At 62.4% G+C, this 15,233-nt stretch carries 16 protein-coding genes; 2 read left to right on the top strand and 14 right to left on the bottom strand.

The window, feature by feature from the left end:
* Nucleotides 1–14: 14 nt before the first annotated feature.
* The 13 genes from JQ597_RS28380 to JQ597_RS28320 form a co-directional block, all read right to left on the bottom strand.
* A complete protein-coding gene (locus JQ597_RS28380; protein WP_212268774.1) occupies nt 15–755 on the bottom strand; it encodes an ABC transporter ATP-binding protein in 741 nt (246 codons plus the stop codon).
* Nucleotides 756–774: 19 nt separating this feature from the next.
* Complete coding sequence (locus JQ597_RS28375; RefSeq protein WP_212268773.1) at nt 775–1,518, bottom strand: ABC transporter ATP-binding protein; 744 nt, start codon at nt 1,516–1,518, stop codon at nt 775–777.
* Nucleotides 1,515–2,513, bottom strand: coding sequence for a branched-chain amino acid ABC transporter permease (locus JQ597_RS28370; protein ID WP_212268772.1), 999 nt, complete (start codon nt 2,511–2,513; stop codon nt 1,515–1,517). The genes JQ597_RS28375 and JQ597_RS28370 overlap by 4 nt, the downstream gene beginning before the upstream one ends.
* Complete coding sequence (locus tag JQ597_RS28365; RefSeq protein ID WP_212268771.1) at nt 2,510–3,385, bottom strand: branched-chain amino acid ABC transporter permease; 876 nt, start codon at nt 3,383–3,385, stop codon at nt 2,510–2,512. Before JQ597_RS28365 ends, JQ597_RS28370 begins: the two co-directional genes overlap by 4 nt.
* A 169-nt stretch (nt 3,386–3,554) precedes the next feature.
* Nucleotides 3,555–4,694 (bottom strand): ABC transporter substrate-binding protein, encoded by a 1,140-nt coding sequence (locus JQ597_RS28360; protein WP_212268770.1) that lies wholly within the window; start codon nt 4,692–4,694, stop codon nt 3,555–3,557.
* Between the two features lie 56 nt (nt 4,695–4,750).
* Nucleotides 4,751–5,632: a shikimate dehydrogenase gene (locus JQ597_RS28355; protein ID WP_312010897.1), complete on the bottom strand. Its 882-nt coding sequence runs from the start codon at nt 5,630–5,632 to the stop codon at nt 4,751–4,753.
* A 121-nt stretch (nt 5,633–5,753) separates the two neighbouring features.
* A complete protein-coding gene (locus JQ597_RS28350) occupies nt 5,754–6,692 on the bottom strand; it encodes a LysR family transcriptional regulator (RefSeq protein WP_212268768.1) in 939 nt (312 codons plus the stop codon).
* A gap of 88 nt (nt 6,693–6,780) precedes the next feature.
* Nucleotides 6,781–7,590 (bottom strand): sugar phosphate isomerase/epimerase family protein, encoded by an 810-nt coding sequence (locus JQ597_RS28345; RefSeq protein ID WP_212268767.1) that lies wholly within the window; start codon nt 7,588–7,590, stop codon nt 6,781–6,783.
* Nucleotides 7,590–8,243, bottom strand: a complete 654-nt coding sequence (locus JQ597_RS28340; RefSeq protein ID WP_212268766.1) for a hypothetical protein — start codon at nt 8,241–8,243, stop codon at nt 7,590–7,592. The genes JQ597_RS28345 and JQ597_RS28340 overlap by 1 nt, the downstream gene beginning before the upstream one ends.
* A gap of 3 nt (nt 8,244–8,246) precedes the next feature.
* The gene (aroQ, locus tag JQ597_RS28335) at nt 8,247–8,732 is read right to left on the bottom strand and encodes a type II 3-dehydroquinate dehydratase (RefSeq protein WP_212268765.1); all 486 of its coding nucleotides are present in this window, start codon (nt 8,730–8,732) and stop codon (nt 8,247–8,249) included.
* 33 nt (nt 8,733–8,765) lie between these two features.
* Nucleotides 8,766–10,046 (bottom strand): TRAP transporter large permease subunit, encoded by a 1,281-nt coding sequence (locus JQ597_RS28330; RefSeq protein ID WP_212268764.1) that lies wholly within the window; start codon nt 10,044–10,046, stop codon nt 8,766–8,768.
* 22 nt (nt 10,047–10,068) lie between these two features.
* Entirely contained in the window at nt 10,069–10,575 is a 507-nt protein-coding gene (locus JQ597_RS28325; protein WP_212035857.1) for a TRAP transporter small permease, read from the bottom strand.
* 73 nt (nt 10,576–10,648) lie between these two features.
* Nucleotides 10,649–11,665 (bottom strand): TRAP transporter substrate-binding protein, encoded by a 1,017-nt coding sequence (locus tag JQ597_RS28320; RefSeq protein ID WP_212268763.1) that lies wholly within the window; start codon nt 11,663–11,665, stop codon nt 10,649–10,651.
* A 249-nt stretch (nt 11,666–11,914) separates the two neighbouring features.
* Here JQ597_RS28320 and JQ597_RS28315 point away from each other — a divergent pair, with 249 nt between their 5' ends.
* Both JQ597_RS28315 and JQ597_RS28310 read left to right on the top strand, forming a co-directional pair.
* Complete coding sequence (locus JQ597_RS28315; protein ID WP_249133691.1) at nt 11,915–12,571, top strand: GntR family transcriptional regulator; 657 nt, start codon at nt 11,915–11,917, stop codon at nt 12,569–12,571.
* Between the two features lie 19 nt (nt 12,572–12,590).
* A complete protein-coding gene (locus JQ597_RS28310) occupies nt 12,591–14,318 on the top strand; it encodes an FAD-dependent oxidoreductase (RefSeq protein ID WP_349628893.1) in 1,728 nt (575 codons plus the stop codon).
* On the opposite strand, the gene JQ597_RS28305 is transcribed toward JQ597_RS28310, so the two are convergent.
* Nucleotides 14,311–15,204 (bottom strand): dioxygenase family protein, encoded by an 894-nt coding sequence (locus tag JQ597_RS28305; protein WP_212268762.1) that lies wholly within the window; start codon nt 15,202–15,204, stop codon nt 14,311–14,313. The two genes, JQ597_RS28310 and JQ597_RS28305, sit on opposite strands and share 8 nt — an antisense overlap.
* Between the last annotated feature and the right edge of the window lie 29 nt (nt 15,205–15,233).

The following is a 15,233-nucleotide window of genomic DNA, read 5'->3' as shown; positions in this document are numbered from 1 at the left end:
GTGTCGTTATCGCTTTATGCGGATGGCTGATCGATCGCGCCGCCGAGAAAGAGCTGGCCGACGCGAGGATTGCTGAGCACCTTGTCGGCCCTGTCGACGAGACGGGTCTGGCCAAGCTCGAGCACGATGCCGTAATCGGAGATCTCGAGCGCCGAGCGCGCGTTCTGTTCGATCAGCAGGATGGAAACGCCGCGATCGCGCAATTCCTGCAAAATGCCGAAAGTCTGCCGGATCAACAGCGGCGAGAGCCCGATCGACGGCTCGTCGACCAGCATCAGCTGCGGATTGAGCAATAGCCCGCGCGCGATTTCGAGCTGCTTCTGTTCGCCGCCCGACAGCGTCGACGCCTGTTGCGTCGCCTTCCGGCGCAGCACGGGGAATTGATCGAGCGCCGCTTCAATGCGCGCCGGCAAGTCCGGAATATCGCGCCCCGCGACCACCGCGCCGAGCTCGATATTGTGGCGCACCGACAATTCCGGGAAGATGTTGCGGCCCTGCGGCACGTAGCAGATGCCTGATGTCAGCAGTTCGCGCTGGCTGAGGCCGGTGACGTCGCGGCCCTTGAACACGATCTTGCCTTCGCGCAGTTTCAGCAGGCCGAAGATCGCCTTGAACACGGTGGATTTTCCGGCGCCGTTCGGCCCGATCACCGTGGTGATGGTGCCCGCCGGCACCGAAAAACTGGTGCCGTTGAGGATGGTCATCTTGCCGTAGCCGCCGACCAGGCCTTTAACGTCGAGGATGGGTTCGCTCATCGGTCTGTTCCCTACCGGTTCAGTGACCGAGATACGCGTCGATGACCGCGCTGTTGGCACGGATCTCCGCGGGCGTACCGATCGCCAGCACCTTGCCTTCCGCCATCACCACCACGCGCGAGCACAGCGACATCACGAATTCCATGTTGTGCTCGATCACGACGAAGGTGGCGCGCTTCTCGCGGTTGATCTCGGCCAGCCGCGCTTTCAAATCGCCGAGCATCGTCAGATTGACGCCGCCGGCCGGCTCGTCGAGCAGCACCAGGCGGGGGCCACCCATGAAGGCCATGGCGGCATCGAGCAGTTTCTGCTGGCCGTAGGATAATCCGCCGGCCAGTTCACCGGCGAGATGGCCGAGCTTGAAAAACTCGATCATCTGATCGGCCGCCTGGCTGAGGCCTGCATCCGATGGACCCAGCAGCCGCGACAGCATGTTGCCCTGATGCTCCTGGCCGGCGAGGATGAGATTTTCCCGCACCGACAGTTTTGGAAACACCTGAAGCAATTGGAACGTGCGGCTGACGCCGAGCCGGTTCAAATCCGACGGCCGAAACCCGGTGACGACCTTGCCATCGACCTTCACCTCGCCGGCGCTCGGCTGCAACTGGCCGAGAATGCAATTGAACAAGGTCGACTTGCCACAACCGTTCGGACCGATCAGGCCGAGGATTTCGCCTTCCTGCACGTCGAAGCTGACGCCATCGACCGCATTGATGCCTCCGAAGTTCTTCTTGATGTTGCTGATCTCGAGAACCGCGGTCATGGCGCCGGCTCCAGTCCTGATTTCGCAACCGCGCGCAGTGCGGAGGCGGCCTTGGTGCGGCGCTCGGTCAGATAGCGATCGAGAATGCCGAGAATGCCGGTCGGCGAATAGATCAGCAGCAGGATCACGGCGACCGCGTAGAGCATCAGATAATAACCCTGGGTGAAGCGCAGCCATTCCGGCAGCAGCACCGCGATCATCGCGCCCAGGAACGGGCCGAAGAAGAAGCCCGAACCGCCGACGATCACCATCATCAAGAGATCGAGCGAAAGCGACAGATTGAAAGGAACGGGATCAATGTACTGCGTCAGCGGCGCGTACAGCGTGCCGGCGACGCCGCCGAGCGCCGAGCCGATCGCAAACGCCATCAAGGTGTAGCGCCTTGTATCGATGCCGAGCGAGAGCGCCCGCACCGGGTTTTCGCGCAAGGCCACGAAGGCGCGTCCCCAGGGTGAACGGATCAGCCACCAGGTCGCGAACGACACCAGGGCGAGCGAGCCAAGGCAGACATAATAGAATGGCAACGGCCGGTTGGTCGGATATCCCAGAATCGTCGGGCGCGGAATGTTGCTGATGCCGTAGATGCCGTTGGTGAGCCAGCTCTCGTTGCGGAACACCAGGAAGGCGAGCGTGGAAAACGCCAGCGTCACGAAGGCAAGATAATGATGCTGCACCCGCAGCGCCGGATAGCCGAGGATCCAGCCGATCGCGAAACAGAGGACGATGGCAACGCCGAGCCCCGCGATCAGCGGCATTCCGTTCGCGGTCATGATCGCCGCGGAATAGGCGCCGATGCCGACGAAGGCGCCCTGCGCCAGCGAGACCTGGCCGGCATAGCCCAGCGTCAGATTGAGCCCCATCGCGGCGATGGTCATGACAGCCCATTGGCTCAGGATGAACAGGCCGTAGCGATTGAGGTACATCGGCGCGATGATCAGGGCCGCGATCACGACCAGACCGAGCGCGACACGCCAATATCGATTGAGCAGGCTCATACCGTACGCTCCTCGGCGCGGCCCAGCAGTCCCTGCGGACGAAGCAGGATGATCAGGATCAAGAGCACCATCGGCACGGCCGCGCGATACTGGGTCGAAACATAGGCCGCCGCGAGATTGTCGACGACGCCGATCAGCAAGCCGCCGGCGATCGCGCCGCGCACCTGGTTGAACCCGCCGACGATTGCTGCGATGAACGCCGCCTGCCCCAGCACTTCGCCGCTGGAAAATTTGGCGAGATAGATCGGTGTGATCAGCAGCGAGGCCAGCGCTACCAGAAAAGCGTTGATCAGGAACGTCAGCAGGATCATCCGCTCGACGGGAATGCCGATGATGCGGGCGACGGTCGGGTTTTGTGCGGTGGCCTGCATCTGATGGCCAATGGACGTGCGGTTCAACAGCATGGTCAATCCGACCACCGCGGCGATGGCGAGCGCGAGCACACCGACGCTTTGCAACGCGACCTGGCGGCCGAGGATCGAGATATCACCAGCCGGCACGATGGAGGGAAACGGCGAGGCTTCGGCGCTGAAGAACTGTTTCACGGCTTCCTTGATGCCGATCGCCAGCGCCATGGTCGCGATTGCCAGCGGCAACACGCCGTGGCGTAGCATCGGGTCGACCAGCAGCATCTTGAAGCCGAGGCCGAGCAGCAGCATCGACAGCAGCATGCCGATGACGATCGCGAGCCAGAACGGCGCGCCGACGTGCATCGCCGCCAGCATCAGGAACGCCGGCAGCATGACGAATTCGCCCTGCGCGAAGTTGATGGTCTGTGACGTCTGCCACAGCAGCGTGAAGCCGACCGCGACGATGGCATAGATCGCGCCCGTCGCCAGTCCCGCTATCAGAAGATCTAGCAGATTGGACATGCCTTTACCCTGACCTTTGCTCATCCTGAGGAGCGCGCTCCTGCGCGCGCCTCTAAGGATGGCCGCGATACCACCTTGCTATCCACCCTTCGAGACGCTTGCGGAGTTTATCATCGGGCCGCGCTTCCCGCGGACCCGGTGGCAAGCGCCTCAGGATGAGGCCCGTACCTTAGTTGAGCTTCGGCAGCACCTGCTTGATGACCTGCTTGCCATCGACGATCTCGACCAGGAAACCCTGGCGATCGATGTCGCCGTTCTTGTCGAAGGTCGCATCCATCAGGATGCCGGGCTCGCTGGCCGCCTTGATGGTGAGGCCATGGAGGTTATCGGCGAACGCCTTGGAATCGACCTTGCCCATCTTCTCGGTGGTGGCCTTGATCATGTAGATCGCCAGATAGCCCTTGAGGCCATTATGGTCAGGGACGTAATTGTACTTCTTGACGAACTTTTCCTTGAACGCCTTGATCAGGTCGACCGGGGCATCGGTGGTGAGGCCGACATGGCCGCGGGCACCGTTCGCCGCATCGCCCGCCAGTTCGACCACCTTCTGGCCGACCAGCGTGGTTTCGCCGATCAGGGGCACGGTGACGCCCTGACGCTTCAGCTCTTTCAGGATGCGGGCGCTTTCCTCTTCGTTCAGATAGATGAAGACCGCGTCGGGCGCGGCGGCCTTGATCTTGCTGACGTCGGCGGCGAAATCGGCCTGACCTGCTTCGGTGGAAAGATCGGCGGCGACCTTGACGCCGAGCTTGGCGAATTCCTTGGTGATGACGTCACGTCCGCCGCGGCCGAAATCATTATTCACCCAAACGATCGCAACCGATTTCGCCTTCACCTCGTCGTTGATGTATTTGGCGACCTTCGGCATCGAGGACTGCTGGCCGAACGAGGTGCGGAACAGGAATTTGTTGCCGCCCTGCGTCAGTTCGGCGGCTTCGCCGCCCATGATCTGGGCGATGCCGGCTTCGGCCGCGAGCGGCGCCGTGACCTTGACCGATCCGGAATAGCCGGGGCCGAGCAGGACGTAGGGCTCGCCGTCGAGCGCCTTCTGGACCTGGGCGCGCGCCACGCCGGGGTTGGATTGCGAATCGGCGTGGGTGACTTCCAGCTTGCGGCCGAGCACGCCGCCCTTGGCGTTGACTTCCTCGATCGCAAGATCGATGCCGTTCTTCCAGTTGGTGCCGACCGTGGCGCCGCCGCCGGACAGTTCGGCCACATTGGCGAGCTTGATGGGAGCACCGGACTGCGCCAACGCCGCCGCAGCCGTCATGGTCGCGAGCAGGATACCTGCCAAAATTCCTGATTTCATTTCCATCCCCTATTGTCTTGATCTTTTGATCTTGTCGACGCGAGCCTTGTGACCGGCTACGCGTCCGATGTCGCAGAGTAGCGCCTTGCCATCACGCCGTCGAATGCATTTCCCATTTCGACGATGGACGGCTTCATTCCCGTAAATAACTCGAAGGCGTCCGCGGCCTGGTGGATCGCGAGATCGCGCCCGGTCATGATTTCAGCGCCCTTGGCTTTGGCCGCGGTCAGCAGCGGCGTCCAGAGCGGCGAATAGACCGCGTCGGCCACCCAGATGTCGCGGCGCAACAGCGCTTCCGGCACCGGCGTGCCGCGATCCGGCAGCATGCCGATCGGCGTTCCGTTGACCACGCCGACGGCACCGCGCAGCGCGTCTTCCACGGTTTGCGCAATCCGCACCGGTTGGCGGCCGCGCAACTGCGCCGCAATCTGTTCGGCCTTGGCGCGGTCGGTATCGAAGATGTTGAGTTCGGCGACACCGAGCGCCGCGAGCGCATGCGCAATCGCCTTGCCGACGCCGCCGGCGCCGATCAGGGCAACGGGGCCATGACCCGATGCCTTCACAAGATTGGCGACCGCACGCTCGAACCCCGTGGCGTCGGTATTGTATCCGACCAGCCGGCTGCCACTGACGACAACCGTATTGACCGCGCCGATCGCGCGCGCGGCCGGCGACAAATCATCGAGCAGCGGAATCACGGCTTCCTTGTAGGGAAACGTCACGTTGACCCCGGCAAAACCAATGCGTTTGATGCTGTCGAGCAACGTGCGCAATTCAGCCGAGCCCTGGCCCGCGACCTCGATCAGTTGATAATGACACCGGATACCCAGGGCAGCGGCCGCCTCCTCGTGCATCGCCGGCGACGCCGAATGCGCAATCGGGGCTCCGATCAGGCCGGTGAGAAACTTTTGACCGATCGAAGCTGGGCGTTTGGACACGTCGCTATGGTCTCGCAGTATCAACATGGGATCGCGCGGCTTAGAGCACCAAACCGCGCAAACGATACCGCCTTCGCCAGATAACACAATTACCCTTTTATTCCACAAACATAACTTGATGTTATTTTTTGCGGCCGCGCGATGCCGCCGTCGCCGGACTTTTCCGGCTGGGCTCCAGCGCCCGCATTTCCGACCGCAGGCATTCGATGAAATGCTCGACATGCAGCGAAAGCGAGGCGCCTCTTTTCACCGCGATATACGTGTCGAACCTCGTGGGCTCCACGATCCGAAGCATTTCCACGCCGGGATAACCGCCATGCGCGACGGTAAACTGATCGATGACGGCAATTCCAAGCCCCGCCTTGACCAGCGCGCAGACGGTGGTGCCGAACCGCGCCCGGATCGTGATGTCGTAGGACAATTTATTGCGCGCGAAGATCTCGGCCATGATGCGCCCGTAGGGGTCGTTGGGGTCGATGCCGATCAGGGGATAGCGGATGATCTCCGCGGCGGTGACCTGTTTTCGACCCGCCAGTTCGTGTCCCTGCGGCACGATGCAGAACAATTCACCTGACGCCAGCGGCATGAAATCGAGGCCGGGGTGGTCGAGCCGATAGCTCATGGCGACGCAATCGCCCTTGCCGAGCAACAGATAGTCGATCGCCTCCTCGATCTTGAGGATGTTGATGTCGATGTGCAGATCGGGGTAGCGCCGACGGATGCGCTCGATCGCGCGCGGCACCATGATCTGGGAAATACTCGGCACCGAGCCGATGCGCAGTTCCGACAGCGTGCCGCGCCCGATCTTTGAGATGATTTCGGTGAGGTCGTCGACCTTCTTGTAGACGCCGTTGATCTGCTCGAAAATATTATGCGCTTCGGAGGTCGGGAAGTAGCGCCCGTTCTGGCGCTGGAAGAATCGGATGCCGAGCGAGCGCTCGGTATATTTCACCAGCCGGCTGATGCCCGGTGCCGACACGTTGAGCAGTTTTGCCGCCCCGCCGATCGTGCCGGTGATCATCACGGCCCTGATAACCTCGACCTGGCGCAGCGTCATCATGTGCAGCAACTTTCGAAGGTGAACCTGAGAGATACTCCCATGTTCGATCGGCGCAAATGACCTTATCAACGCCTTCTCAGGGTCGTTCTCAGAGTTTGGCCGCTGCGATCACGGCCTTGGCAGCATCCAGCGCGCGCTGGGCGCGATCCTTTGCTCCCATGGTCTTGGCAAGCTCGGCGGTCGGGACTTCGAGGCTGATGGTGATATCCGCCGGCATGGCGCGCGCCAGCGAGACGAGGTCGATGCCGCCCTCCCCGGGAAACATCCGCTCATGGCGGGCGGCATGGATCAGTTCGTCGTTCGTGGTGGGCCGCTCGGCCGGGCCGTCGCATAACTGCCAGTAATGCAGCCGGTGGACGGGCACGCGCGCAAGTTCGGCGGTTGAACTCCTCGACCGGTCGAAATGCAGCGCATCGACCAGGATGCCGGCATTGGCCTGCCCCATCGGCGCGACGATGCTGTTGGCCGTCGCCAGATCCGGGACATAGGTCCAGGGCATGAATTCGAGATCGGCCGTCAGCCCATATGGGGCGGCGGCCTCGCAAAACCTCGCAAAGCTATCCCTGAACCGGGCGAGATCAGGATCGTAACCCGCGACCAGGATGTGCTTGGCGCCGAGCCGCGCACCGGTCTCGAAGAAGGCGGAGAAGCCGGCAATCCCGGTTTCGGGCCTGAGCGCGACCACTTCGAGGTCGGCTACCTTGATGCCGGTCGCATCCAGCCGGGCCAGCGTTTCGTTCAGGCTCGCTTTGTCATCCAGCGGATAGGCGATGCCGCCGGGCATCGCGGGCAGCAGGCGAATCCCGACGGCGTCATAGCCGCAGCTAGCGGCAATTTCGATCAGCGCGGGAGGCGCCAGGTCGAGGACGGTCAGCGCGGCGAGCGAGAACGACGGCATTATTCAAAGTCTGCGATACGGGCGTCGAGTGCGAACATGCCCTGATAGACCTCCGGCTCACCGCCGCTGAACAAGTCCGGCGCCATTTCAATTGCTCGACGCAATGCGCCACCAAGCGCCGTCTCGTCAAGCGCCTCGATGATCAGGAGGCCGGCAAAGATGCCCTCATCCTTCCGCATGCCCTTCTCGACCGTCGGCACCGAGGTGCGGGCCAGATCGGTCGTGCCGATCTGCACCGCGGCAATGCCGTCGAGCGCGACGAGCGCGTCGGCGAGTTGCCGGGGATTCTCCGGCAGACGTTCGATGCGCAGTGCGGCGATGGTCGATCCCTCGCCGCGACCCGCGCGGGCGGTCATGACGCCGCCGCCGCGAATGAAATTGCCGAGCCGGGGCATGGTGCGTTGCGACCACGGCGTCGGGGCGTTGAGCCGCGCCAGATAAGCCGGGCCGTCGAGCACCTCGGGGGCTTCAAGTTCGTAGAGAATGAAGAACCTGGCGATGTCAGTTCGCGCGGCGCGGAACACGCGAACGCCCAAAAATCCCTTGGTCGTCACACGCTCGGTGGTGTGCTCGCGCGTCAACCAGTGCCGGTAATCGGTGAGATGATCGGGCTCGACGTCGCTCCAGATCGCCAGAAAGCCTGCGCCGCGCATGCGCTATCTCCCCTTGAGGCCATGCAACGAGGCGGGAACGGCATCCGGCAGCTTGCCCAGCTTTTGAACGGCAGCCAGCATCGCCGCGATGTATCCGTAAGGACCGAGACCACAGATCACGGCGGTGGACGCGCTCGACGTGATCGAATGCCGGTGCAATTCGTCCCGCGCATGAATATTGGAGATGTGGACCTCGATCTTCGGGCCTTCGAATATCTTGAGCGCATCGATCAGCGCGATCGAGGTGAACGAATAGGCCGCCGGGTTCATGATGATCGCATCATAATTGCCGTGCGCCGACTGGATCCAGTTGACCAGTTCGCCTTCGAGATTGGACTGGTGAAACGAGACCGTGACCCCGAGATACTTTGCTACTTCCTCACAGCTTGCCTGGATCTCCTTGAGCGTGGTCGGGCCGTAGATGTGAGGCTCCCGAATTCCGAGGAAATTCAGATTGGGTCCGTTCAGGATCATGATCTTGATGGCCATCGAGGCTCCCTCTTTTCGCTTGATATGCCGCTTCTAGCCGGCAAGCCACTTGGCCGGGACCGTCACCAATGCCGGGAACAGCACCAACAGAAACAGCACGATAAGCTGGGCGATCATAAACGGCCAGACGCCCTTGATGATATCTTCCATGCTGATCCTGGAGACGCCGCAAACGACGTTCAGCACGATACCGACCGGCGGCGTAATGAGGCCGATGGAATTGTTGATGATGAACATCACGCCGAAATAGACCGGGTCGATGCCGGCCGCCTTGATGATCGGCATCAGGATCGGCGTCAGGATCAGGATCGTCGGCGTCATATCGAGCGCCGTGCCGACGATGACCACGATAACCATGATCGCGAACATCAAAAGCGTCTTGTTGGCCATGAAGGGCTTCAGGAGGTCGACCACCTGGGCTGAAATCTCCGATACCGTGATCAGCCAGGAAGAGACCAGCGCCGCCGCCACCAGGAACATCACGATACTGGTGGTCAGGGCGGCGGAGACGAAGACGCCGTACAGCTGCGAGAATTTCAGTTCGCGATAAATGCAGGTGGTCACGAACAGCGAATAAACCGCGACAACAACGCCGGCCTCGGTCGGCGTAAAGATGCCGAAACGCAAGCCGACGATGATGATCGCCGGCAACATCAGCGCCCAGAAGCCGTCGATCACGGCGTGGGCAACTTCCTTGAACGATGCCCGCGGCGGCGGCGTCAGGTTTTCCTTGTGGACCACCCACCACCAGGCGACGCACAAGCCGGCACCAATCATCAGCCCGGGAAAGATACCGGCGAGAAACAGTTTGGAGATCGACACGCCGGCGGCGACGCCGAAGATGACGAAGCCGATGCTGGGAGGAATGACGGGACCGATCACGCCGCTCGCAGCCACAAGTCCTGCCGCGTAGATCTTCTTGTGTCCGGCCGCCACCATCATCGGCACCAGCACGGCTGCGAGCGCGGCGGCATCGGCCGCGGCCGATCCCGATAGCGATGAGAGGATACAGGCCGCGAGGATCGTCACATAGCCAAGGCCGCCGCGGAAGTGTCCGACCGCAACGAGGGCGACATTGACGATGCGCCTGGCCAGCCCTCCCTTGTTCATGATCTCGCCGGCGAGCATGAAGAAGGGAATGGCCATCAGCGGGAAACTGTCGGCGCCATTGATGATGTTCTGCGCCACGATCTGGGAATCGAACATATTGATCGTGCTCATCAGCGCGACCCCGCAGATGAGTAGCGCAAAGGCGATCGGCATGCCGAGCGCCATGGCGCCGAGCAACGAGAAGGTGAAGACCGCGATGGTCATGTGCGGCGCCCCCGCGATGCCATCAGATGTCCTCCTCCTTGACGGCGACCAACTCGGATTCGCTGGCCTGGCCGGAGACGACGCGGAACAAATCATAGAGCAGCATGATCCCGACCGAGACGCCGAAGATCACGCCGACGAAATAGAAGATGCCGAGCGACAGACCGGTCGCCGGCGCGCGATCGTCGATGTTGATGATGGTCTGGCGCCAGCTACCCGCCAGCAGCAGCCAGTCGGCATACAGCATCAGGCAGTAGCTGATGACGAAGCAGATGCGTTTTCCCAGGGGGCCCAGCATCCGCACCAGCGTATCGACGCCCAGATGCGAATGCTCGCGCACGGCGACGATGGCGCCCAGAAACGTCAGCCAGACCAGCATCCAGCGCGACAGTTCCTCCGAAATCGTGATGCCGGAATTGAAGCCGTAGCGCAGCACGACATTGCCGAACACCAGCACCACCATGACCGCGAGGCACAGCGCGATCACGCCCTTGAGCAACGCGCAATAGAGGTCGAGTATCCGTCCCATCGGCGCCGTCTGGAGCTGGAGTTCGTGCAGGGCCGCTGGATACCGGCCCTGCTTCGCCGATATCAGCGGCGCGTCACTTGACCTCTTTGCGGACGCGATCAAGCTCCGCATTGAACAGCTTGACCGTATCAGGCTTGAGGGCCGCAGAAATCTTGTCGACCACCGGCTGGACGGCTTTGCGCATGCGCTCCAGCTCTTCCGGCGCCACCGCGTTGTACGTCATGCCCTTGGCCTGCAATTCGGAGAGCGCCTTTTCGGTCTGCAGCCGCGTCTGTTCCTTCTGGTAGGCGCGGCTTTCGTTGTAGGCTTCCTGCATCATCTTCTGTTCGGCCGGCGACAGCTTGTCCCAGAAAATCTTGCTGACGATGATGATGTTCTCGGTGAAGGTGTGGCCAGTGGCGGAGACGTATTTCTGGACCTCAAAGAACTTGTTGGACAGGATCACGGTGTAGGGATTTTCCTGGCCATCGACCGTGCGCGTTTCCAGCGCCGAGTAGAGCTCACCGAACGCCATCGGGATCGGGTTGGCCTTGAAGGCGCTGAAGGACTCCAGATAGACCGGGTTGGGGATCACGCGCAGCTTGAGGCCGGCGAAATCTTCCAGCTTGGCGATCGGATGCTTGCTGTTGGTGACGTTGCGGAAGCCGAGCCCCCAATAACCGAGCCCGACCAGTCCGCGCTGCGGCAGCGCGTCGATCATCGCCTTGCCGAATGCGCCCTGGACCAGCGCATCGGCCTGGTCGGTGGTGTTGACGATGAACGGGAAGTCGAGCAGGCCAAATTCGGGGATGACGGTCGCGAGCGAGGTCGTGGACGCCGACAGCATCTCCTGCGTACCGCCGCGCAGCGCCGATTGCTGCTGCAGCTCGTTGCCGAGCTGGGATGAGGCGAACTCGCGGACTTTCAACTTGCCGCCGCTCTTGGCGAGCAGGATTTCCGCGAATTTTTGCACGCCGAAGCTGACGGGATGATCGGTGTTGTTGAGGTGCCCCCAGCGGATGGTCCGCTCCTGGACCTCCTGCGCGGATGCGGTGCCGACCAAAAGCGCCCCGCCGAACACGGCTGCGGACAGAACTGCAAACAGCTTCATCTCATCCTCCCCTAGCGATCCGGTGCCCAGCCGCGGCTTGTTGCTGCGATTTTTGGTGTCTGGCCGGTCCTTTTCGGTGGAAACCATATAACGAAATGATTGTCAAATGATAGTCATGGAAATATATGATGTTATGTAATTCACCATGTGATCGTAGTTTGCGGCAAGGGGCCGCCATTCGCGGCTATGCTCGCCGGCGAGTCGCGTCAGCCTTTGCAGGCCCAAAAAGCGGGATAGACATTGACGATCATGGAGCAGCAGCAGACCCCGATGTCGGCCGGCGACAGCGGCTATCACCGCATTCGCTCCGACATCATCTTCGGCGTGCTCAACCCGTCGGGACGGCTCAAGCTCGACTCGATGAAGGAAGATTACGGCCTCAGCGTTTCGACGCTGCGCGAGATCCTCAACCGGCTGGCCTCGGAAGGCTTTGTCGTTGCCGAAGGTCAGCGCGGCTTCGAGGTAGCTCCCGTCTCGATCCAGAATTTGCGCGAACTGGCGCAGCTGCGAATCCTGCTCGAACATCATGCGATGACCGAATCGTTCCGGGCCGGTGACATGGAGTGGGAAGGCCGCGTGGTGTCAGCGCATCACAAGCTGGCGGCGACCGAGCGCGCGATCCTCACCGCGGGCGACGATCCCGAACTGCGCAAGCGCTATGACGGTGAATTCCACCAGGCCCTGATCTCAAGCTGCGGCTCGCGGGAGTTGATGCAGACTCACTCGGTCGTGTTCGACAAGTACTTCCGCTACGCCCTGCAATACCGCGGCAGCGCCACCATCGCGCAGCACCAGGCGCTGCTCGATTGCGCGCTGAAGCGCGACGTCGAGGGCGCGAAATTGATCCTGACCGATCATATCAACAGCTGCGTGGCGCACGCGCTGTCGATCGGGACGCTGAAATGAGCCGTTCGGTCGAGTTGTTGTGACCGGCCGCCAAACAGATAATCGCCGGTGGGATGCCGAGATCGATCTATTGGTGATCGGCGCCGGTGCCGCGGGCATGACCGCAGCTCTGGTCGGTGCGCTCGAAGGCCTCCAGGTCATTCTTTGCGAAAAGTCCGGCATGGTCGGCGGCACCACCGCGACCTCGGCCGGAACGGTCTGGATACCCGGCAGCCGGCAAAGCGGGGCGGCCGGCGTGCCCGACAGCGTCGCATCAGCCAAAACCTATCTCACCGCGATATTGGGCGATGACGCCAACGATGCGCGGCTCGCCGCCTTTCTCGCGACCGGGCCCGCGATGCTCGATTATTTCCAGCAGAAATCCAGCGTGGTTTTCGTGCCGCCACCGGTTCATCCCGACTATCACGCCCAGCCCGGCGCCGCGCTTGGCGGCCGGGCGCTCGGCGTCGTGCCGTTCGACGGACGAAAGCTCGGCGATGACTTTGCGCGGGTGCGGCCACCGCGCCGTGAATTCATGGTGCTCGGCGGCATGATGGTCGGCAAGACGGATATTCCGTCCTTGCTGCACCCGTTTCGCTCCTGGGCTAATTTTTCGAACGCGACGCGCCTGCTGACGCGGCAGGCGCTGGACCGGATCAAGCATCCGCGCGGCACCCGCCTGATCATGGGCAACGCGCTGGTGGCGCGGCTGCTCTACAGTTTAAAGCAACAGGCCATCGACATCCGTTACCAGACGCAGCTCAGCGAGCTGATCGAGGACGACGGCAGAATCATCGGCGCGGTGTTCACGACAAACGATCGCGACATCAGCATTCGCGCGCGACGGGGCGTCGTGCTGGCGGCCGGCGGCATTGGCTGGAGCAGCGAGTTGCGCAACCGGCTGTTTCCGGACGACACCCAGCGCTATTCGATGTCGCCGGATAGCAACACCGGCGACGGCATTCTCGCCGGCGAACGCGCGCACGGCGCTCTCGCGCAGGACATCAGGAGCCCGGCATTGTGGATGCCGAGTTCGGTGATGCCGCAGGACGACGGCCACCTCTCGGTGTTTCCCCACATCATGCTCGATCGCGCCAAGCCCGGGTTGATGGCGGTCAACAGATCAGGCGTGCGCTTCGTCAACGAGGCCAATTCGTATCATGACTTCGTCGAGGGCATGCTGCGGGCGCATCAAACGGTGCCCAGCATCCCGTCCTATTTGATCTGCGACCGGAGTTTCGTCGGGGATTACGGCCTTGGCCTGATCCATCCCGGGACCCGCGACCTCACGGGCTTCCTGAAGTCGGGCTATCTGTTCCAGGGCGACAGCATCGCGAAACTGGCGCAGGCCATCGGCGTTGATAGCGGCGCGCTGGCCGGCACCATCGAACGGTACAATCGCTTTGCCGAGACCGGTGTCGACGAGGATTTCGGCCGCGGCACCAGCGACCTCAACCGTTTCAACGGTGATCCCACGAACAAGCCAAATCCCTGCCTGCGCAAGATCGGCCCCGGTCCGTATTTCGCAGTCGCAGTCTGGCCTTCCGACCTCGCCAGCAGCGCGGGCCTGCGTACCGACGCCAACGGCCGCGTACTGACATCCGCAGGGCAGCCGATCCCCGGCCTCTATGCCGCCGGCGCCGACGCCGCCTCGATTTTCCGCGGAACCTATCCCGGCCCGGGAACCATGATCGGCCCGGCCATGGTGTTTGCATGGCGCGCGGCGATGGATATCGCGGGCAAGTCGAACGAGCTGGGTGTTACTTGATCGGCGGCCGCGGCAGCACGGCCTCACCTGCTTCCATCCGGTAGACATAGTCGAGCGAATACCAGGGCGAGCCGACATCGGTTGCAGTCGGATGCGCCTCGTCATGCCGCACGAATTCGCCGATCAGCGCCTTGGTCACGCCGAACTGCACGTCGCTGTCGATATGCGGATCGGCGGGATCATAGACCTGGGAAATCAGCACCTTGAATCCCGGTTTGAAGATCAGCGCATGCAGATGCGCCGGCCGGTAGGGATGCCGGTCCTGCGCCTTCAAGAGCCGCCCGACCACGCCATCGGTCGGAATGGGATAGCCGACCATCATCACCGAGCGAAACGCGAAGCGCCCGTCGGCGTCTGACGTGAACTTGCCGCGCAAATTCATCTCGGCCTGTTCAGGATCCTGGTTCTCGTACAAACCGACCGGCGAAGCATGCCAGATATCCACCTCGGCGTCCGCAATCGGATGACCGGCATGGTCGACGACGCGGGCGGTGACGAACAGCGCCGCGCCCGGCGTGTCGGACCGGACGATCGAGCCGCCGTTTGCAACGCGCGGCGAGTTCAGCCGCCAGAACGGCCCGAGCAGCGATTGCGCCGTCTCGGTGTTGCCCTGATCACCATTGTTGAGCAGGCACACCAGCGAGGAAACGCCGAGCGAGCCGGCTATCAGCACGACTTCATTGTGGGTGTCGGTCGATTGCTTGCCGAGTTCAGCCAGAATGGCAGTGGCTTCGCGGAATTCGGCTTCGGTCAGCCTGACGTCACGGACAAACCCATGCAGATGCTTGACCAGCGACAGCATGATCTCGCGCAGCCGCGGATCGGAGGTCCGCTCCATCACGGCAGACGCTGCAACCGTGACATCCTGCTCGCGCCCGATGATCATTCCGCGCTCCTTGCGGCCGCGACGGCGCC

Source organism: Bradyrhizobium sp. AUGA SZCCT0177 (assembly GCF_018130125.1).
Lineage (GTDB): Bacteria > Pseudomonadota > Alphaproteobacteria > Rhizobiales > Xanthobacteraceae > Bradyrhizobium.
Note: the sequence above shows the minus strand (reverse complement) of the source record. Positions and strands in the feature narration are given on the sequence as shown.